The following is a 20,159-nucleotide window of genomic DNA, read 5'->3' as shown; positions in this document are numbered from 1 at the left end:
TCTAATGAAAATGAGCTCTGATTCTTGTTACAGAATCGCGTCCGATTGTGGAATAACGTTTTTTTTGCTAAAGCCCCTAAGTAACCCTGCCTTTATAAACTTCCATTTCAATAAAATCAACATCATTATAATAGACAGAATTAACTTCAAGTTAGGTATATTTTATATCAGGATTTTTTAAAATTACTCAAATAATGTGAAAGACGATAAACATAGAATTGAATATGTTTTATCGTCATCTTACCTTGAATCGCTATATTACATAATTTAAGTTAATAAGGCATTTTTTGTTTTTTGAACGTTGGCTTTTGCCCATATGTCCCCCAACGCCAAATGTATTCAATAGGCCCGTATTGGAAGCGTGTCATCCACCATTTACTTAAAAGTGTTTGAAAGATAAAGAACGCAAATACTAAGACAAAGCCAACTGTATAGGAAATACTGCCGTATAGACCCAATCCGTAGCTATAAAAAATGAACGTCATGGCAATAGACTGAAGTAGATAATTACTCATCGATAGACGTCCCACATTCGCGAATGGTTTTAATAGCTTTTGCCCAATTGTCGTTTGTGTCGATAATACAATCACTATCATGTAAAATAATGCGATGAATGCACCACTAAATTGCTCTTGCATGATCACAAGGAACAGGCTATCCATATAAAAGGAAGAAGCTATTCTCGCACCAAGTCCAAAAATAAGTCCAGTTATTAGTAAACCAATCAATAAGCGTTTGTGGTTGTCGACATCAACAAGCCATCGTAACTTCGCAAATGCCGCACCTAATAACATAAGTCCTAAAACACCAATTCCAAGTGTAACAGCACTCATTTCTAAATTCATATATGCCCAATCAGTAGCCCGCTGTTTTAAAATTTCTAAAACACTACCACTGCTATAGTTTTGAATCGATGTCTGAACAGCATCTACATTTTCACTAAAATGTTCTTGAGAGTGCATTGATAAAAACGTTGTAAATAAAACGGGAATACAGTAAATCACAACGCCAACACGTAACAACATTTGACCACTTAGTCGATAAAACAAAATAAAGAAAAAACCTGTAATAGCATACGTGATTAAAATATCACCATTCCAAATAAGAAAGGCATGTATACAGCCAATTATTAATAGGATTGCTAGTCTACGGGCAAAAAAAGCAGGGAAATAAATCCCTTTTACTTGTGAACGGTCTGCAATAATCATTGCCCCGTAGCCAAATAAAAAGGCAAACAGTGGGTAAAAATTGGCTTGTGCAAATAAGTCAACGATTCCTTGAAAAAATTTATCCATTTTACTTGGCCAATATGTAAATGAATCTAAGTAAAGAAACGGACTATGGAATGTAGGCATATTGACTAGCAAAATTCCAAGTAATGCAAATCCTCGTAGAACATCAATAGAAATTGTTCGACTTTTTTCGGGTAAGGGGGTAAACTTTTGTGTCATTTTTGTGCCTCCAGTAAAAAAGTATCGGTCGTTATGATAACGACTAATCGTGAGTGTAAAGTATGGAGTAACTCTAGAGTAAAGGGTGTTTCAAGATTTTTTTTGAGGGGTGAAAAAAAAACGCCTATCCATCAAGATAGACGTAACGTATAACAAACTTTAAAGACGTTGCTAACTCACCTCACGCGATTTTACTTTTACACTAATTTTTGTAATATAATCCTTTTCTTCTTTTGCTGCAATGGAATGTAGGAAATATTCCTCGTATATATCACTGTCCAATTTGAATTGCGCCTTTTCCAAATAATTGAGTAACGTATCATACGTTTCTGCGATTTCTTCATAAGTTCCTTGATGATAAATGATTGCATAATATCCTGCTGGCTTCATTTTCGCTGAAGAGTCGTTTAGGCGACAAAAGAGGTAGCTTTTTACTGCAGGCCGTACCTTCATAAAGTCTTCTTTCGGATAAACTACACCGTATGCCGCCGTACTTTTAACGCCGAGCCTTTTTAAAAATTGGCTAGATTGTTCATACAGTTGTTCCATTGATACCGTCCAATCTATTTTCTCCTCGCTATACACAACGGGTTCGGCTGGTAATTGCTTCACTAAGACTTCACCGAATGAAATTTCCCCCATCTCCTTTGTTAGGGCAACTGTACGTTCAAGGAAAAACTGAATATCCTCCAATTTTTGAATTTCTAATGCGACTTTTTCGTACTGTTCCATTGCTAGTTGTTGTAACGATTGGATATTAGGTGCATCAAAATACGTTTTGAGTTCTTTAATCGGTAGCTCAACTGCACGTAGTGACTGAATGGCTACGAATTGTTCGAACTGTTCAAACGTGTAATAACGATAACCATTATTGTGAGTTCCTGCTGGTTTAAATAAATCAATTTTATCGTAATACAGTAACGTATCCTTGTTAATTTCAAGCAGCTTGGCAAACTCGCCAGTGGAAAATGTTTTTTCGGTCGTTTTTTTCATTACTTTTCACTTCTTTCTTTACTCTGGAGTCAATCCACACTTTACACTATTTGTTGTGAAGTTAACACGAAATTATACATGAGACAAGCCATAACTTACGTAAGAGTTGGATTCACTGTCTTAAAGTAAGAGAGGAGATGGTTTGATGCGACAGCAGCTATTACCTACGATGCTGACACTTTGTAACTTCGCTTGTGGGGTACTAGCGATATACGCCGTTTTTGAACAAAAATTTGATATTGCAATTGCCTGTATTAGTTTAGGCTTATTATTTGATTTATTCGATGGATGGACAGCACGAAAATTGAATGCTGTTTCCTCCTTTGGAAAAGAGTTAGATTCACTTTCAGATATTGTGACATTTGGGGTTGCACCAGCGATTTTAGCATATCAACTTGTTTTAACACAGTTTGGGCAATTTGGTTTAGGAGTTGCTCTGCTTTATAGTATCGGTGCGGTGCTTCGCATAGCCCGATTTAATGCGATGCAAAATAATTTACCAACGTTTGTCGGACTACCTGTTCCAGTAGCAGCCATTGGGTTATTTTTAGGTACATCGTTTATGTCACCGAGGTTATTAGCAGTAAGTACATGTTTTCTTGCTTGGTTAATGGTGAGCCATCTGAAATTCCCTCACTTTAAGAAAATAAAGAAAAATGAGGAAGAAGTTCATGACGTTCATTGATCAGTTAATTGAAAATTATGGGTATACAGCAATATTTATTATACTTGCTCTCGGACTATTTAGCCTACCGATTCCTGATGAATTGATGGTATTACTTGTCGGTTATTTTACGAAAATCGGCTTATTACATTATAGCTTTTCACTGTTAGCGGTGTTTAGTGGCTCCCTTATTGGTATGTTGGTGAGCTATGTACTTGGTAATAAGATTGGCCGTCCGTTGCTGGATTGGCTTGGGAAATGGTTTAGACTATCTCGGAAATGGAATAGTAATGTGGCGAACTGGATTGAAAAATACGGCGCCCCTGCCATCATTGTGAGCTATTTTATTCCTGGTATGCGACACGTTGCAGGGTATCTTTGTGGGATGTCGTATATATCTCTAAAAAAATACATGTTATATGCAGGGATAAGTGCTTTACTATGGAGTCTACTGTTTCTAACAATCGGGCGAATTTTTTAATCAAAGATAGAAAGGATTTATATAAATGACAACACAAGAACAAATAACATTAGCACCTGTACTGAAAGAAGATCTAACAATATTTAAAGAAGAATTACAAGAGGCGTTCATGAAAGGGTTACAAGATAGTTTATTTGAGGCACAAAAACCAACTGAAATGGGACTACTCCCGTCTGATGAGGATTTCGAGCATTCGCTTACTGCAAATGAGTCGGTCGTGCGCCAACTTGTTCAAAACGGCGAAAGAATCGGTGGGGTTGTCTTAAAAATTAATAACGACACGCAGCGAAACGAAGTGGACTTCCTTTATACAAAGGCTAATGCACACGGCAAAGGTCTTGGGACAAAGGCGTGGCAGACAATAGAAGCAGCGTTCCCAGAGACGAAAGTATGGGAACTACACACACCGTACTTTGAAAAACGTAATATTCATTTTTACGTGAATAAGTGTGGATTTCACATTGTAGAATTCTATCACCGAGGAAATCCAGGTCCGAACGTTGAAGGTGAAGAGCCTGAATCTGATGAAGAATATGAGTTTTTCCGTTTTGAAAAGGTTATGACGAAAGCGAGTAGTGAAACGTAATGCAGGGCAAGGTGTCACAGCTTTGGACACTGATGAATCGCAGTTAAATCGCGAAGGGTCGATTAGTGTTTTTAGTTATCATTAGCTTAAGCAGGGCTTGCTGTATCATTGCTAACGATGAAGCTGATTAATCAAATTTCAGCATCTGGCTTTGCAGTGAAGTCGCTGCTACCAGTCATTGCAATTTTAATTGTACAGGCGATATTAAGTGCTGTTCCGTTTTATATGATGCGTCACTTAGGTGAAAAGGTTGTCGCAAATTTACGTACAGAAGTGTGGGACCATATGCTACATTTACGTTTATCGTATTATGATGCGCATGAATCAGGCGAAACGATGAGTCGGATTACGCAGGATACAAATGTCTTGAAGGAATTTGTGACTGAGCAGTCGTGTCCTTTGTATCAGGGCTTTTCGCAATTCTTGGTGCCGTTGTTTTTTTGCTATGGATTGACTGGAAAATGATACTGCTGTTACTCATTCCAGTCCCACTAACGATTTTTGTGATATATCCATTAGGTGAAAAAATGTACGCTATTTCGAAAGCAAATCAAGATGAGCTAGCATTCTTCAGTGGACGTTTAGGGCGTATTTTATCCAACATTCATCTAGTATTCTCTTCTTTTAAAATACATTATATAACTACATCTATAAATGCAGGAGCTATTGATTTCTATGAGGCAACCAAATTTCAAGGAAGGTTATCAAAAATTATGTAGGTGAAAGACAAAATCGAATCGTTTTTCAAAGAGTATTTAATCATTAAGATTTTATTTAGGGGGACTTTAAAATTTCAAACCTTCGTTTGGCGCATTTCATAAAAGAACGTTATTCAACAATATGGCCCGATTGTGGAATAGGAAGAAAAGTGCTAATAAAATAAAAAGACGAAACCCTTTTGGGTACCGTCTTGAACAATCATAATGTGTAACATTATATTCTGTTGTTGTAAAAATAATTATAGATAAATAAAATTTTATAGTCACCTTTTCACTTGTAAGTAGCAATTTAGTTATTGAATATTTGTTCGTAACGGTGGAAGAATGCCACTGTGTGCGCTCTTGCTAGAGAATCATTTGGTTTAAACTCTTCATTTGTTTTAGTAGTTGTTAAACCATTATCACGAAGGAATTTAATAGCCTCTGACTGAGATACAGTCTTACCATAATGCATTGAAGCTAAGATACGAGCGAAGTTACCTCGTGTGATATCCTTCCCTGCAATGGCTTGTTTGGATGCTGTGTTTGCACCTAGGACTGGTAGAGAGTATTTTGTAGCCAGTTGGTAGTTTACGTCTCCATACCATGAAGTATTAGCTTTCGTTGAAGCTAGTTCTGATGGTTTGAAGTAACGGAATAGGATAGATAACATTTGGTTTTCCGTTAAGTTCGTGTACGGTTTAAGTAAGTTTTCGTACTTACCTGTTGATGGGTTTTTCACATTTGGGTATCCACTGATGATACCGATGTTGACTGCCCACTTAAAATCCTCAGCCCAGTATTGGTTTGCATTGTAATCAGCAAACTTTGATACATCAATGTTGCCCGTTGCGGGAGGTGTTACTGGAGGTGTTGGTGTTGCAGCTGAGTAGTTTAAATAACTTGATGCTACATAGCCCTCTGTCCCGTCACTTCTTTTCACAGGATACCACACAAAATGGTTTTTCTTCGTTGATACTTTTTCATATTCAAAAGGACCTGAAATGGTAACAATTTCACCTTCACGTAAAGTACCCAAAGAAGGACTATCCGTAGTAGGTCTTGTCCTAATTGTTACATTCGTTATTGCACTAACTTTTTGATTTTTTTCAAAATAATACTTAGATTTTGTTAATGGTAAATCAAAGTCATAGTTCATCGTTGAAAATTTAATATTTTCCCTGCTGTTAGAGTCATATTGAAAATGTTCACGTGAAAAAGGCAGCTCTGTTAAGTCTATTAATTCCAATTTATTAATAATACTGAGAATTCTTTCTTGATAGGCATTGGTATTTCTTTCACCAGTTGCTTGAACAATTGGACTATTTACTGGCTTAGTACCGTTATAAGCCATGATAGCGAAGTACCAATGTTCCAGTACATCTCTTTCTCCACCGTTGATGCTAGGTAAATCCTTTCGCTTAAACATATTATCTAGCGTCTCTACACCAGCTTGAATATTATAGACAATATCGCTTTTTAGTCTATCTTGGTTGTAGCCTGCTTGATTTGTAATTTGCATAATGCCTATTCCATTATCAGCTGTCACAATTGCTTCACCATTCTTATCAAAATGACGCCAATTTCCACTTTCACCTTCCGCTATTGCCTTCACAATTTCAGGAGGAACATCATATTTCAGTGCTGTTTCAGTTAACAAACAGTTCATTGTGGAATAATCAGGGTTTACTTTCGATGTCGAATTATACGCACATGTATTTTCAATATTATTAGCGAATACATTTTTATCGATGTTTATAGATAGAGAGAGGGTACCAATGGCAATAACACTAATCAATGGTTTCAATATCTTTTTCATATATGATTATTACACTTCCTTTCATAAGTATTTAAAGTTAAAAGATTCAAATATATGTTATCATAAACCCAATATTTGAGATAGAGGTATTAGTCATTTATTCCTTAATTTAACATAGTAGAATGATAAATGATAGCTCAAACATATATTGTTTAATTTTAATTCAGTGAAAAGTTTGTACATAGTGATTGTTATGAAATAGGTAAGCTTCCTAACGTCCATTGAAACAAGCCCAAGCAAAATCTATCAACTCTTGCAAGCTCGTTAAAGGACTCTATAAGCTTGCTACCATTGTTGTTGTAAGCTGGCTGACTCAAAGTTGAAAGAATAGCACTTTGTTACACGCCTTATTACCACCATGAGCTTGTGTTCGCTTTGTCGCTTTATATTTATTCATTAATCTATTCATATAGAAAAGCACACCAGCTTAATGATAGGCTACCGCAATCTCATCATAATCTATTTTATAATCTCGCACTTCTACACACCCATTAATTCAACTGAATTGAGGGAATCTTTGTTCATATGTTTAAATACTGAAGAAATTATTTATCAGGTCAATAACGATAATAATGTTTTAATAAAAAATAAAACGCAACCCCATGGTTGATTTATCCAAAAGCAATAACACTAATGCTAACTCTTTTTCTGTAGCAGCTTCCTTAACGCTTGAATTTACTTTTATTTTGATGTTTGTGCAAAACTTTAAGTATATCCAGCCATTATCGTAACACTTGCTTAAAACGGCTTAAACGACCATATAAAGAAATGTCCTTCACAAATATTGATCAATTTTTCATTATTAATTTTATGTAGATATTCAACTTCGGTTACCTCAACAAAACGCTTAAAATTATAGTTATACCTATCAATTGTCCTTGGTCTTAATCCACTTAGTCACCACTGTTGATTTAAAATTTGTGTCGCGTATTGAATTGTTATATTTTTGTTGTCCAACTCATCAAAAGAATCCATTTTAACTATTGAGTTATTGTTTTTTTTCACCATTGCTTTCTTTGGTGTTCTATTTCAGTTTTGCTAGTCAAAAAGCTTAAATCAATGTTTGCGTTCTTCACTTTATTGAGAGATTTGAACAAACAAAAAACCCCCTAACATTTTTTTGTTAGAAGGTAAAAGTCACATCGGAAAAATAGATGATTTTTTTATTGAGTTCTATTCGTAGTTTTTTTTCGCTATGCTTCTTAAGAAGTGCGAATTAAACTAAATCTTCACCGAAGAATAAACCGATTTCGCGCTCTGCAGATGCAAGAGAGTCAGAACCGTGGATGATGTTGTGAGATACAGTTGTAGCGTAGTCACCACGGATTGTACCTGGGTTAGATTCTTCTGGTTTCGTAGCACCCATCATTGTACGTGCAAGTTTGATTACGTTTTCGCCTTCCCATACCATAGCGAATACTGGACCAGAAGTGATGAAGTCTACTAATTCACCGAAGAATGGACGTTCAGCATGCTCAGCATAGTGTTTTTCAGCTAATTCTTGAGGAATTACCATTAATTTAGCGCCTTTTAATACAAAACCGCGACGTTCAAAACGGTCAACGATGTCACCTACTACTTGTCGTTCTACGCCATCAGGCTTAACCATTAAAAAAGTTTTTTCGATTGCCATGTTTAAAACACTCCTTAAATTCGTCTAACAGGTTTTACACCTACCGATAAATATTAACAAAAAATAAGCTTTAGCACAACAAAAAGCTAGAATTTACGCTTGCCCATAAACAAAGCGATGTCACGAAGCTTTTTCTTAATTGGATGTTTTGGTAAAGCATCTATTTCTTGTAAAGCTTTTTTCAAATACTTATCACTCATTTTATTAGCTTGTTTAATTGCGTCAGATTTACGCACATATTGCAACATATTTTGGCGCTCAAGCTCCGTTAATGTCCCTGCAAACACTTTTGCTAAGTAAGGTTGCATTTGTGGATCATCTTTTAATAACAAAATCGGCAAGGTAATATTACCTTGCAATAAGTCACTACCTGCTGGCTTCCCTAATTCTTTATCTGTCGCCATAATATCTAATACATCATCGATTATTTGAAAGCTCATACCAACAAAGTAGCCAAAGCGTTTCAAATGGCTTACTGTTTTTGCATCAACACCTGCTGCCACTGCACCAATCTCACAGCTTGAAGAAATAAGTAATGCCGTTTTTCGTTTAATACGTCTGAAGTAATCCTTTAAGCCCTGATCCAATCTAAACTTGTCCTCAATTTGTATCACTTCGCCATTGCAAATTTCTACCATTGTACGTGCCAAAATTTGATGAACAAGTGGATCCTCTAGCTTTGTGATGTACTCAAGTGCACGTGCAAAAATAAAATCGCCCGTGTACATTGCTACTCTGTTATTCCATTGGGATTTGACAGTTGGACGTCCTCGTCGCATATCGGAATCATCAATCACATCATCATGCACTAGCGACGCCATGTGAATGAGCTCTAAAGGCACAGCCACATTTTTCATCTTTTCGATATCATAATCGCCAAATTTTGCGCCAAGCAACACAAAGATTGGTCGGATTCGTTTGCCACCAGCTTGTAATAAATGGAGAGAAGCATCGTTAATTAAATGCGAAGACGAATTCACCGCTTTTTCTAATTCTTGTTCGATGATATCAATATCTGACTTCAAATCGGAATAGAGTAGTTTTAACTTCATCTTTTCCACGCTTGAAAACCTTCCCCCATTAACGTACCTTTTTAAAGCCCATATGCATTGCCGCAGCACCGCCACTGTATGCTTTGTACGTTACTTTTTCTAAACCTGCCTGTTCAAACATTGCCGCTAGCTTCTTCATACCTGGGAAATCATTTGCAGATTCCTGTAACCAAGAATACTCTTTATAACTTTTCGCAAAAATTTTACCAAATATCGGCATAATATATTTAAAATAAAAACGGAATAGTTGTCGATAGCCAGGTATTTCTGATTGAGATGTCTCTAAACATACAACCATGCCCCCCGGTTTTACAACACGATTCATTTCTTTTAACACTTGTAAATAATCAGGAACATTGCGTAGACCAAAACCAATTGTCACATAATCAAATGTATTGTCTGGAAATGGTAATTCCATTGCATTTCCTTGTATCAGTTCAATTTGTGGGTAAGGCGTTATTTTTTTTTCGCCCACTTGCAGCATGTTATGACTGAAATCCAGTCCCTTAACTTCGCCACTTTCTCCAACTGCTTCAGCTAGTGCAATTGTCCAGTCAGCTGTGCCACAACAAACATCTAGCGCTTTCGATCCAGGCTTGACAGCCATGCGCTTCATCGTATCGTTGCGCCAGCCTACATGCATTTGGAAGCTAATTACACCATTCATTTTGTCATAGCTTTCAGAAATACTTTCAAATACTTCGTGAACGTGCTCTTCTTTTGATTTAGCCATTTTAGAAAAACCTCTCTTATCCGTTTGTAGAAGCAATCGATGCATCTACACGTGCTTGTAGAGCTTGTTTCACATCACTTTGTAAAAATGATGCTTGTGCTATTACTTGCAACAGCTCTGTTTTTAAGCGGGCAATTTTATCTTGTAAGACGCTATTGAAGGTCGCGCCTGTCTGTAATGCACTTTGTTCCAGCACTTTACTCATCAATGATTTTTGTCCACGTTGATACATAGCCCATTCTCTTTCTAATCGTAAGATCAATAAGCTCTTCTCCATTATTGGAATATAATGATGCAATGCATAAAGCTCAAAAAATTTCGCAATTAAACCTGACTCGATATTGCTAATTGAAGAACACCATTGTTCCACTGTACGCTGTTTTGCCTCATACACTTTTATTTGATGTTCGCAACGTGACACGATACCTTGTGATAGATTCCGAATTAATGCGACATTTCCCGACATTGCTAAAATTTCATAATACCGGCCACTATAAAAATCCCCAGCCAAAACGGTTAGCTGCTGTTCCTTTGAAGTGGCATCTAATTCTTTTATATGATCATGTGCCGCTAACGCTGCATATACAATTCCAACAGTTATTGCAGCTTCCCTTTGCTCTTGTTGCCACTCTTCTCCATTCAAGAAGGGCACTAACAAGTAAAACAGTTGATTTTCATCAAGCACAGGCGCTCCTGTGTATTTTTGCAAAGTTCTATGACGAACATCCATGAAAATCTCTGTTTTTAACTGTGCAATTGAATTTTGAATGTATGTTGCATTCATAGACCTTACTCCATTTCACTTTCAAATACGTTCATCATCAACATGACTTAACGCTTGCTTACTGAGTCATTATAGCATAAGCATCGATTCGGAATAAAAAGTTTTTGCTTTCACCAACACGAACGGGCAGTAGAACCCTACCACGGAAAGTACAAGAAAAAAATGGTAGGAAATCTACTTGCCCGTAAAAGCCAGTTTCACCAACACATATTACTTTTTTCATATGCATTTGGCACATCTGCAGATTATAACTAACCAGTCATCAGCACTGTATGTTGACTCTACCGACGGAAGCTAACTTACATGACTATGCTACTTTTTACCTTCACTTTGAATAACACCATGTGCTGTGTGGATTTGTGCTTTGCCACGAATTTTCATGGCAGAAGTATGCTCAGTAAATTGAGCAATCATTACTTCCCCTGCATCTAATTTTTCAGAATGATGGAATTTCGTATCCGTACCACGTGTTAACCCAATTACATGTACACCATCTTCTTCTGCCTGTATTACTATATAATCTTGCGCCATTGTCTGTACACTCCTTAAATCCGACAAATTCTTAGTCCATCATAACATAATTAGACATGCAGTTTAAGACATTTGAATAAATGACAAGACTTCTCTACGTTTTACCTCATCTTGTTCATAAATGCCACGTGCAACTGATGTAACCGTTTTAGATCCAGGCTTTTTCAGTCCACGCATAGTCATACACATATGTTCTGCTTCAATAACGACATAAACACCTTTAGGAGATAGCATTTCCATAATCGTGTCGGCTACTGATGATGTAATCCGTTCTTGTAATTGCGGACGACGTGCAATCGTTTCCACTGCGCGACCTAATTTACTTAGGCCCGCTACAATGCCGTCGTTTGGTATGTAAGCTACATGTGCTTTGCCGTAAAATGGCACTAGATGATGCTCACACATTGAGTAAAATGGGATATCCTTTACAAGCACTAGTTCTTCATGATCCTCATGGAAAACCGTTTTAAAATAATCTTTTGCATCTTCATGTAAGCCACTAAACATTTCAGCATACATTTTAGCAACGCGTTTTGGTGTATCGAGTAATCCTTCACGATTCACATCTTCGCCCACAGCTTCTAAAATCATTTTCACTGCTTGTTCTATTTTCAATAAATCTACATTCGACATTCGTAAAAACCCTCCTGCGTATCAAAACATTACACATTTCCCTATGCATCGTAGCATATCCAAAAGTTAAGCGCAAAACGACTTACTTGAATTAAAAGAAATTCAACATAACTTCTGTAATTAGACATTAACTGCCGTCTTTGTTTCCAAATTTTATATTCAAGTTTGCTCAAAAAGTCATCTTAAAATCCATGCTATCCTTCTAGAGCATTTAACATAAATCAATCTTTGATGGAATGCTTGCTCTTATCCGTTCCTATTTGGCATTTATCCTCATTTTTAGTAATAAGGGACTTGTGGTGAAGCAAGTTATAGTTGTCGTTCATTATGCTATGTATACAAATCTTAGTAAAACGATTTCATGTATTACTGCTATAAGTCATTTTATAAATTAAGTTAAAAAGAGCAGCCCTCATGCTCGTTTACATGAAGACTGCTCTATGTAACTACTAGACGTGTATTATTTTACAGCATCTTTAAGCGCTTTACCTGGTTTGAAAGCAGGTACCTTGCTAGCAGCGATTTCGATTTCTTTACCAGTTTGTGGGTTACGACCTTTACGAGCCGCACGTTCACGTACTTCAAAGTTACCAAAACCAATTAATTGTACTTTGTCACCCTTTGCAAGAGCATCTTGAATTGTATCAAATACAGCTTCAACTGCTTTAGAAGCGTCTTTTTTAGAAAGACCTGCAGCTTCAGCAACAGAGTTTACTAATTCTGTTTTATTCACACCATTCACCTCCTCTCAAAGGGTCATGAACCAATTCTGTAAAAAGAGTAACACATAGAAAACCGCGACGCAACTGTATTCATTCATGATTATAACCAAAAAATGCGTTTTTCACGCAAAAAACAAAAATAACAGGACTTTTCGCATAAATACGAATAGTCCTGCACTATTTTTTTGCTCAGTATTTTCCATTTTATCTCTATAAAATAAATGTCACTAATCCTCTATCACCTTCATTCACCATACGCTCAATTGTTTGACGCATACGTTTTTTAGCTGTAGGTGGTACTGCATTCATTTTATAACGTATGCCCTCTTTTAACACTTCATGCAATGGCGTACCGAAAAGTTGTGTTTGCCAAAGCGCATCACGATCATGTAAATAAGCATGGTTTAAATCTTTTAATAACTGCTGACTGTGGAATTCAGAACCAATAAGTGGCGCAAATTCTGATTCCATATCAACACGAATAATATGATAGGATGGCGCTTTTGCTTTCATCCGTACGCCGTAGAAATTATTTTGCTTAATTAGTTCTGGAGCAGTTGGTTCGAATTCTTGCATCATTGGCAATGTTACGCCATAACCACTATTATCTGCTTCAGTAATGGCATCTTTAAAGCGTTTTTGGGCTTCTTTTGCTTCAGCAGCCTCTTTAATAAATAGCAGCCAATCGCGCTTTGTTTCAATCGGCTCTTCCAACCATTCATTACAAACAGCTTTATATAATTCACCTTGTAATGACACGCGAATAACCGCTGTACCGATTCCTGAATCGACATGTACCACTTCACTTTGATCGATAAAATCAATCGCTTTAAAGGCATCAGAAGCTTGTTGCACGTCCCTAATTTTCATCACAGACGAAAGCACTTCTTCCATCGAATCAATTAATGCCACGTTTAGTGGGTGAGTAGCATCAAGGACATCGAGCCAATCTGGTTTTTCAACCTCAATCGTCCGAATCGGAAACTCAAATAGTGCCTCTTGTAAAATATATTGAATATCAGAAGCACGCATTTGATCGATTGAAATCGCAATTACCGGAACATTATATCGTTCAAATAGCTCATTTCGAAGCTGTACCGTCTCTTCTCTTGCCGGCATTTGACAATTTAACACAATAACAAAAGGCTTGCCAATTTCGGTTAATTGCGCAACAATCTCTTCTTCCGCTTTTTCAGCTGCACGACGGCTGATGCCATTTACTGTTCCATCTGTTGTCACAACAATCCCGATATTCGCATGGTCACGAATCACTTTATCTGTGCCAATTTTCGCTGCTTCTTGAAAAGGAATTGGCTCAGTATGCCAAGGCGTATGCACGTATTTCGGACCATTTTCATCCTCATAGCCCTTTGTACCTTCAATCACATAACCAACGCAATCTGCTAAACGAATTTGGAATGTCATTTCATCTTCGCCAACCGCAATACGAGTCGCTTGAGCAGGCACAAACTTCGGCTCAGCAGTCATGATAACTGGGCCTGGCGAGCTTTGTGGCAGCTCGTCCTGTGCTCGCATTCTTTCTGTATCATCCACAATATTCGGCAATACTACAGCTTCCATTACTTTTTTTACAAATGTTGATTTACCTACCCGAACTGGACCAACAACACCAATATAAACATCGCCATTTGTGCGCTCTGCAATTTCTTTAAATACTGCTTCACTCAAGGTTTCTGCCTCCTTTATCTACGCTTTTTCACTATATGCGCCCATGCAGATAAATATGAAAATGTATGAGAATTGTTTGAGTGACTGGCACATAAAAAAATCCCCAATCATTAGACTGAAGTGACCCCTAAAAGTTAGACACGGTTATTTCATTTAGGCAGCTTGGGTAAACTGAGTTCGGTATTGTACCGGACTCAGTTTTAATTTTGCCTTAATTCGTTTCGTATTGTAATACGTTATATAGTTTTCAAGTTCCAATTTAAAATGCTCAACACTTTCGAACTCCTTTAAATAAAGGAATTCCGATTTCAAAATCCCAAAGAAATTCTCCATCACCGAGTTGTCATAACAGTTGCCTTTACGTGACATACTTTGCACAATGCCTTTTGATGCAAGTGCGTGACGGTATTGCTTCATTTGATAATGCCAGCCTTGATCGGAATGCATCAGTAATTGGCGTTCCTCTGGTAACTTCTCTAATGCTTTCTCCAACATTTCTGAGACAAGTGAATACGTTGGTCGATGACCAATTGTGTAAGTAATAATTTCTCCGTTAAATAAGTCTAAAACAGGGGATAAATAGAGTTTTTCACCAAACAATTTAAACTCTGAAATATCTGTTACCCACTTTTCATTAGGGGCTTCAGCTGTAAATTTGCGGTCTAAAATATTCGGTGCGATTTTACCGACTGTCCCTTTATATGATTTATACTTTTTCATTCTGACTACGCACTTTAAACGAAGTGTTTTCATGATACGTTGTACTTTCTTATGATTCACTCTTCGTCCACGATTTGCGAGTTCATCACGAATGCGACGGTATCCGTAACGCCCTTCATGTTCGTTATAGATGGATTGAATTTCAGCCTTTAAGTCGGTATCTGGATCGGGACGATTCAGTTTCTTCACTATGTCATAATACGTACTACGTGGAATCTGTGCGAATTCGACAAGTGCCTTCACCGAGTATTTATGCCTTAATTCATAGATGACCTTTACTTTGTCTTCTTTGGTGATGTTTCTTTGGCTTGAACTAAGGCGTTCAACTTTTTTAAATACTCGTTTTCCATTTCAAGCTGCTTGATACGAGCTTGAAGTGCTTCTGGTGAGCCTTCTACTGGTGTATGTTTTGGTTGTTTATTGGTTTCTTTTTTCATGGATGGACGCCCCTTTTCCTTTGATTGAAGGGCATCGAATCCTTTTGTTTCAAACTGTTTTCGCCAATGAATAATGGACGATGGAGCTGCTATACCAAAGATAGCCGCTGTTTCTATTAAGGACGTGCCGTGCTCAATCATGAAGTTTAGTACGTCTAGTTTAAACTGTGCTGTATAGTTTGTATATGATTTTATAAACGCTTCAACACCGTTATACTCATATTGTTTAGCCCAGTTAAGAATAGCCTTATGATCTGTCCCAATCGATTTAGCAATTTCATGTGAACTTTCTTTGCCTTCTAAGTATCGTAAAGCTGCTTGTAATTTTTCCTCTGCAGTATATTTTGCCATTAAAAACTGCACCTCCAATTGTTAGATGTGTCTAACAATTGGGGTGCAGTTCAGACCAACATCTAATGATTGGGGTGAAAAATTTATTTTGAATCCGTAGCTTTACTTTCTTTCTCTTGCGCGGCTTTAGCTTCTTCCTTAGCTTTTTTGACGTCTGCATTATAAGCATCCATCATATAAGTTGGCTCTCCATTTTCATCCACAGTATATGGCACTGAATAAGCTGGAACAACAGGATACTTTTCGACAAGCAATTGACGAATATCATCACCTGGTTTCACATCTGGCTTGTCTTCTTTTAAAAGTTGGCCTAAATCAATAGAATAATCCACATGCATTTCGCCATCACCAGTCATAAAAATTGGTAATTCAGCACCTGAATATGGACTTTTCACCGTCACTTCTGATTTATAGCCTAATTTTTCAAAGTTAATTTGATACACATTATCGGCAATTGCCCCCTTTGTCGGGATATATTGCGTACCCAATTTTCGAATATTAATCTCTCGCATGCGCTCAGCAGAGTTTAAGTCTACTAACTTAACTTCAGCACTGTTTTCCGGATCCCAAATAATGTATTGATAAATACCGCCCTTTTCATAGGCATTTCCAGGAATTTGAGCGATATATTTTGGCATAAGTTTTTCAAAATCGATTAAATATTTTATATAAATATCTGTATCCATTTCACTGTTTTTAATTGGCACAAGGCCACCAGTCGCTTCACGATATTCATTGACAGCACGTTGTACGGCTGCTAATTGATCGACATCTGGCACTTGGTTTGCGGCTTTTTCTTCCTCAGGATAGGCACAGCCACCTAACAAGACGGCAATTGCCACTGTTAAAAGAAAAGCATTTAGTTTTTTCATAACACGTTCTTCCTCCTTTTAAGGCCATGTGGCAATAATCAGTACCATTAAAAATGTTCCAAGTCCAAACAGTATGTATGCTAATAAATTTACGATTGTACGTAAAAAACCATTTGAAATTTTATTGCGGCCTAAATAAATTAAACCCACCGACAAAATCATAAAGCCGATACAATAAAAAGATACCCACATGACATCTAGTGCAGGCATATGTGCTAACGGACCCATTTTCGTCTACCACCTTTCTTCAATGACACGAGACAATCAACGTTTATTATACTATGGGCAACTTCAAAAAAGAAATGGCGCTGTAGCAAAAAAGAAAATAGCCTAACGACTTTAGTGAAAATACTATTTTTTTGATATACTTATAAAATCCAAGAAATGTACTACAGAAATAAGAACATCGCTATATTCAATTATATACCCATGGAAATTATAACATATATTTACTAAATAGAGAGAGGTTTATAAACATTAAAAGGACTTTTTGCATAATTACATTATGAGAAAAGTACTAAAAACAATATTTCTCTTTTGTCTTTTAAATTAAAAAAAGGTATCTCACAGTTGTCTGAGATACCTTTTTGTGTCCATTTCATGACAAATTCTTGCTGTTTAATAAAATAAAAGTTACGGTAATTTAATGCATCATTTCGTCAATTTCACGCTTTTTCATACGCATCATTAATGCATCAACCGCCACTTTTGGTTCTACATCGTTGAACAATACACCATAAAGTTCTGTTGAAATAGGCATTGCGACATTATATTTTTCTGCTAATTGATAGGCTGCCTTTGTTGTTCGTACGCCTTCCACTACCATACCCATTTGATCGAGTACTTCTGGCAGTTTCATACCCTTACCTAACATATTTCCAGCACGCCAATTACGAGAATGCACGCTTGTACATGTAACGATTAAATCACCCATACCTGTCAGCCCCGCGAATGTAAATGGATTTCCGCCCATTTTGACACCTAAGCGCGTAATTTCAGCGAGTCCACGTGTAATTAGTGCCGCTTTTGCATTATCACCATAATTTAGCCCGTCTGTAATGCCTGCCGCTAACGCAATCACGTTTTTTAATGCCCCACCCATTTCTACGCCTATAACATCCTCATTCGTATAAACGCGGAAAAATTGATTCATAAACAAATCTTGGACTTTTTCAGCTGCTTCAATATTGGCACAAGCTGCCGTAATCGTTGTCGGATGATGTAATACGACTTCTTCTGCATGACTTGGCCCCGAAAGTACTACAATGTCTTCGATAAATTCAGTTGGCAAGCTTTCAGCCAAGATTTCAGATATACGTTTTAATGAATCAGGCTCAATTCCCTTTGATACATGGACAAATAATACTTTTTGATCTAACGTAGCAGTCATCTTTTCACAAACTTCTCGAATAGCCTTCGTTGGCACTGCTACAATTATTGTATTGGAGTGAGCTACTGCCTTTGCAATATCATTCGTTGCATGTAAATTCTCCGGTAATAGCGTTTCAGGTAAATACTTTTTATTTGTATGTTGCGTATTCATTTCTTCAGCCTGATCTGCTCTATGCGTCCAGACAAGCGTATCATGTCCATTTTCCGCAAGTACCATTGCTAGTGCCGATCCCCATGAGCCTGCTCCTAGTACACAAACTCGTTCCATTGTTATTCCCCCTTTTAATTCCTACAGGTTAATTGCTAAAGGTCCATATGCATGCTAGACATATTTTAACCAATTAGTGATTTAGCCTAATCCTTTGAAAAAAGACGCCACCCAACAACAATTGTCGGGTTGGCGTACTGAAGTGTAATATTTTAAATTATGCACGTGCACGTGTAATTAAACGAATTGGCGTCCCTTCAAAATCGAATGTTTCACGAATTCTATTTTCTAAAAATCGCTCATAAGAGAAGTGCATTAATTCTGTTTCGTTGACGAATACCACAAACGTTGGTGGTTGAATCGCCACTTGAGTAGCATAGTAAATACGTAAACGGCGACCTTTGTCAGTCGGCGCTGGGTTACGTGTCACAGCATCTTCAATCACTTCATTTAGAATAGACGATTGAATACGCATTGCATGATTTTCACTTACGCGCTGCACAATCGGTAAAATTTGATGTACTCGTTGTTTTGTATTGGCTGATACGAAAATAATTGGAGCATAGTCTAAGAATAAAAAGTGCTCACGGATTTGCTGCGTAAAAACATTCATTGTTTTTTCGTCTTTTTCAATCGCGTCCCATTTGTTAACGACAATAACAATTGCTTTTCCAGCCTCATGTGCATAGCCTGCAATTTTTTTATCCTGTTCCTGGATGCCCTCTTCAGCATTCAGAACAACTAATACAACGTCAGAGCGTTCAATGGCACGTAGCGCACGTAACACAGAATATTTTTCTGTCGTTTCGTACACTTTTCCTTTTTTACGCATACCGGCTGTATCAATAATGACATATTCATGCCCATCATATTCGTAAGGTGTATCAATTGCATCCCGCGTTGTACCTGCAATGTTGCTGACAATAACGCGTTCTTGACCTAAAAAGGCATTGACTAGTGATGATTTTCCGACATTTGGACGACCAATTAAAGAGAATTTAATTACGTCATCGCCATATTGGTTTTCATCCTCTTGAGGGAAGTGTTTTGCACACTCATCTAATAAATCCCCTAAGCCTAAGCCATGAGAGCCTGAAATTGGCCAAGGTTCACCAAAGCCAAGTGCGTAAAAATCATAAATCATTTCACGCATGTCCGGATTATCAATTTTGTTGACAGCAAGAACGACAGGCTTTTTTGTTTTGTATAAAATTTTTGCAACTTGTTCATCTGCTGCTGTTACGCCTTCACGGCCATTCGTCATAAATATAATAACGTCTGCTTCTTCAATAGCGATCTCTGCTTGTTGACGAATTTGTTCTAAAAACGGCTCGTCTCCAATTTCGATACCACCTGTATCAATAATATTAAAATCATGTGTTAACCACTCTGCCGAACTATAAATACGGTCACGTGTTACTCCCGGAATATCTTCTACAATCGAGACACGTTCTCCAACGATACGATTAAAAATCGTCGACTTACCTACGTTCGGACGACCTACGATGGCTACTACTGGTTTCGTCATCTGTACTTCATCCTTCCAACTTCTTATCTTTCGCTATTATACACGAAAAATGCCATTATATCATAACATATCCATCGAGGAGAGTACTTTTTACTTTTCTGCTCGACATAATCGTTGTTTTTTGTCCCAGCGTGCTCTTTAATCCTCGTATTATTCACCTATTTTATTTTCCTTTGCGCACG

19 protein-coding genes and 1 pseudogene are annotated in these 20,159 nt (G+C 37.3%); 4 read left to right on the top strand and 16 right to left on the bottom strand.

Annotated features, from left to right (window positions below; translation table 11 throughout):
• Window positions 1-272: 272 nt before the first annotated feature.
• Window positions 273-1,451 (bottom strand): DUF418 domain-containing protein, encoded by a 1,179-nt coding sequence (locus I5435_RS07550; RefSeq protein ID WP_337983523.1) that lies wholly within the window; start codon window positions 1,449-1,451, stop codon window positions 273-275.
• Window positions 1,452-1,622: 171 nt separating this feature from the next.
• Window positions 1,623-2,444, bottom strand: coding sequence for a MerR family transcriptional regulator (locus tag I5435_RS07545; RefSeq protein WP_337983522.1), 822 nt, complete (start codon window positions 2,442-2,444; stop codon window positions 1,623-1,625).
• A gap of 145 nt (window positions 2,445-2,589) precedes the next feature.
• Between I5435_RS07545 and pssA the strand changes: the two genes are divergently transcribed.
• The 4 genes and pseudogenes from pssA (at window position 2,590) to I5435_RS23145 (ending at window position 4,894) form a co-directional block, all read left to right on the top strand.
• A complete protein-coding gene (gene pssA / locus I5435_RS07540) occupies window positions 2,590-3,129 on the top strand; it encodes a CDP-diacylglycerol--serine O-phosphatidyltransferase (protein WP_337983521.1) in 540 nt (179 codons plus the stop codon).
• Window positions 3,116-3,589: a DedA family protein gene (locus tag I5435_RS07535; protein WP_337983520.1), complete on the top strand. Its 474-nt coding sequence runs from the start codon at window positions 3,116-3,118 to the stop codon at window positions 3,587-3,589. The genes pssA and I5435_RS07535 overlap by 14 nt, the downstream gene beginning before the upstream one ends.
• A 25-nt stretch (window positions 3,590-3,614) precedes the next feature.
• Window positions 3,615-4,175, top strand: coding sequence for a GNAT family N-acetyltransferase (locus I5435_RS07530; protein WP_337983519.1), 561 nt, complete (start codon window positions 3,615-3,617; stop codon window positions 4,173-4,175).
• Window positions 4,176-4,292: 117 nt separating this feature from the next.
• Window positions 4,293-4,894 (top strand): annotated as a pseudogene (locus I5435_RS23145) (ABC transporter transmembrane domain-containing protein).
• Between the two features lie 289 nt (window positions 4,895-5,183).
• Here the strand turns inward: I5435_RS23145 and I5435_RS07515 are convergent.
• The 14 genes from I5435_RS07515 to der all read right to left on the bottom strand — a co-directional run bounded on the left by I5435_RS07515 (window position 5,184) and on the right by der (window position 19,977).
• Window positions 5,184-6,692, bottom strand: coding sequence for an SH3 domain-containing protein (locus tag I5435_RS07515; protein ID WP_337983518.1), 1,509 nt, complete (start codon window positions 6,690-6,692; stop codon window positions 5,184-5,186).
• Window positions 6,693-7,908: 1,216 nt separating this feature from the next.
• Window positions 7,909-8,325 (bottom strand): nucleoside-diphosphate kinase, encoded by a 417-nt coding sequence (ndk, locus tag I5435_RS07510; RefSeq protein ID WP_024364284.1) that lies wholly within the window; start codon window positions 8,323-8,325, stop codon window positions 7,909-7,911.
• A gap of 86 nt (window positions 8,326-8,411) precedes the next feature.
• Window positions 8,412-9,386 (bottom strand): heptaprenyl diphosphate synthase component II, encoded by a 975-nt coding sequence (gene hepT / locus I5435_RS07505; RefSeq protein WP_337983517.1) that lies wholly within the window; start codon window positions 9,384-9,386, stop codon window positions 8,412-8,414.
• A gap of 19 nt (window positions 9,387-9,405) precedes the next feature.
• Entirely contained in the window at window positions 9,406-10,110 is a 705-nt protein-coding gene (locus tag I5435_RS07500) for a demethylmenaquinone methyltransferase (RefSeq protein WP_024364286.1), read from the bottom strand.
• Between the two features lie 16 nt (window positions 10,111-10,126).
• Window positions 10,127-10,894: a heptaprenyl diphosphate synthase component 1 gene (locus tag I5435_RS07495; protein WP_024364287.1), complete on the bottom strand. Its 768-nt coding sequence runs from the start codon at window positions 10,892-10,894 to the stop codon at window positions 10,127-10,129.
• Between the two features lie 312 nt (window positions 10,895-11,206).
• Entirely contained in the window at window positions 11,207-11,425 is a 219-nt protein-coding gene (gene mtrB, locus I5435_RS07490) for a trp RNA-binding attenuation protein MtrB (protein ID WP_010858802.1), read from the bottom strand.
• Between the two features lie 63 nt (window positions 11,426-11,488).
• Window positions 11,489-12,058: a GTP cyclohydrolase I FolE gene (gene folE, locus I5435_RS07485; protein ID WP_024364288.1), complete on the bottom strand. Its 570-nt coding sequence runs from the start codon at window positions 12,056-12,058 to the stop codon at window positions 11,489-11,491.
• Between the two features lie 460 nt (window positions 12,059-12,518).
• Complete coding sequence (locus I5435_RS07480) at window positions 12,519-12,791, bottom strand: HU family DNA-binding protein (protein ID WP_004232618.1); 273 nt, start codon at window positions 12,789-12,791, stop codon at window positions 12,519-12,521.
• 199 nt (window positions 12,792-12,990) lie between these two features.
• Window positions 12,991-14,469 (bottom strand): stage IV sporulation protein A, encoded by a 1,479-nt coding sequence (gene spoIVA / locus I5435_RS07475; protein WP_024364289.1) that lies wholly within the window; start codon window positions 14,467-14,469, stop codon window positions 12,991-12,993.
• A gap of 153 nt (window positions 14,470-14,622) precedes the next feature.
• Window positions 14,623-15,977, bottom strand: a protein-coding gene (locus tag I5435_RS07470) for an IS3 family transposase (protein ID WP_337982349.1) whose coding sequence is annotated in 2 segments (ribosomal slippage) — window positions 14,623-15,524 and window positions 15,524-15,977 — 1,356 coding nt in all. Because the reading frame shifts where the segments join, the coding sequence is not laid out codon by codon here.
• 83 nt (window positions 15,978-16,060) lie between these two features.
• On the bottom strand, window positions 16,061-16,849 hold the full coding sequence (locus tag I5435_RS07465; RefSeq protein ID WP_024364290.1) for a hypothetical protein: 789 nt from the start codon (window positions 16,847-16,849) through the stop codon (window positions 16,061-16,063).
• An 18-nt stretch (window positions 16,850-16,867) separates the two neighbouring features.
• Window positions 16,868-17,077 (bottom strand): DUF2768 domain-containing protein, encoded by a 210-nt coding sequence (locus I5435_RS07460; protein WP_024364291.1) that lies wholly within the window; start codon window positions 17,075-17,077, stop codon window positions 16,868-16,870.
• A 415-nt stretch (window positions 17,078-17,492) separates the two neighbouring features.
• A complete protein-coding gene (locus tag I5435_RS07455) occupies window positions 17,493-18,509 on the bottom strand; it encodes an NAD(P)H-dependent glycerol-3-phosphate dehydrogenase (RefSeq protein WP_024364292.1) in 1,017 nt (338 codons plus the stop codon).
• Between the two features lie 157 nt (window positions 18,510-18,666).
• Window positions 18,667-19,977: a ribosome biogenesis GTPase Der gene (gene der, locus I5435_RS07450; protein ID WP_337983516.1), complete on the bottom strand. Its 1,311-nt coding sequence runs from the start codon at window positions 19,975-19,977 to the stop codon at window positions 18,667-18,669.
• Window positions 19,978-20,159 lie beyond the last annotated feature (182 nt).

Source organism: Lysinibacillus sp. C5.1 (genome assembly GCF_016350185.1).
GTDB lineage: Bacteria > Bacillota > Bacilli > Bacillales_A > Planococcaceae > Lysinibacillus > Lysinibacillus sphaericus.
This window is presented reverse-complemented; position numbering and strand designations above follow the sequence as displayed.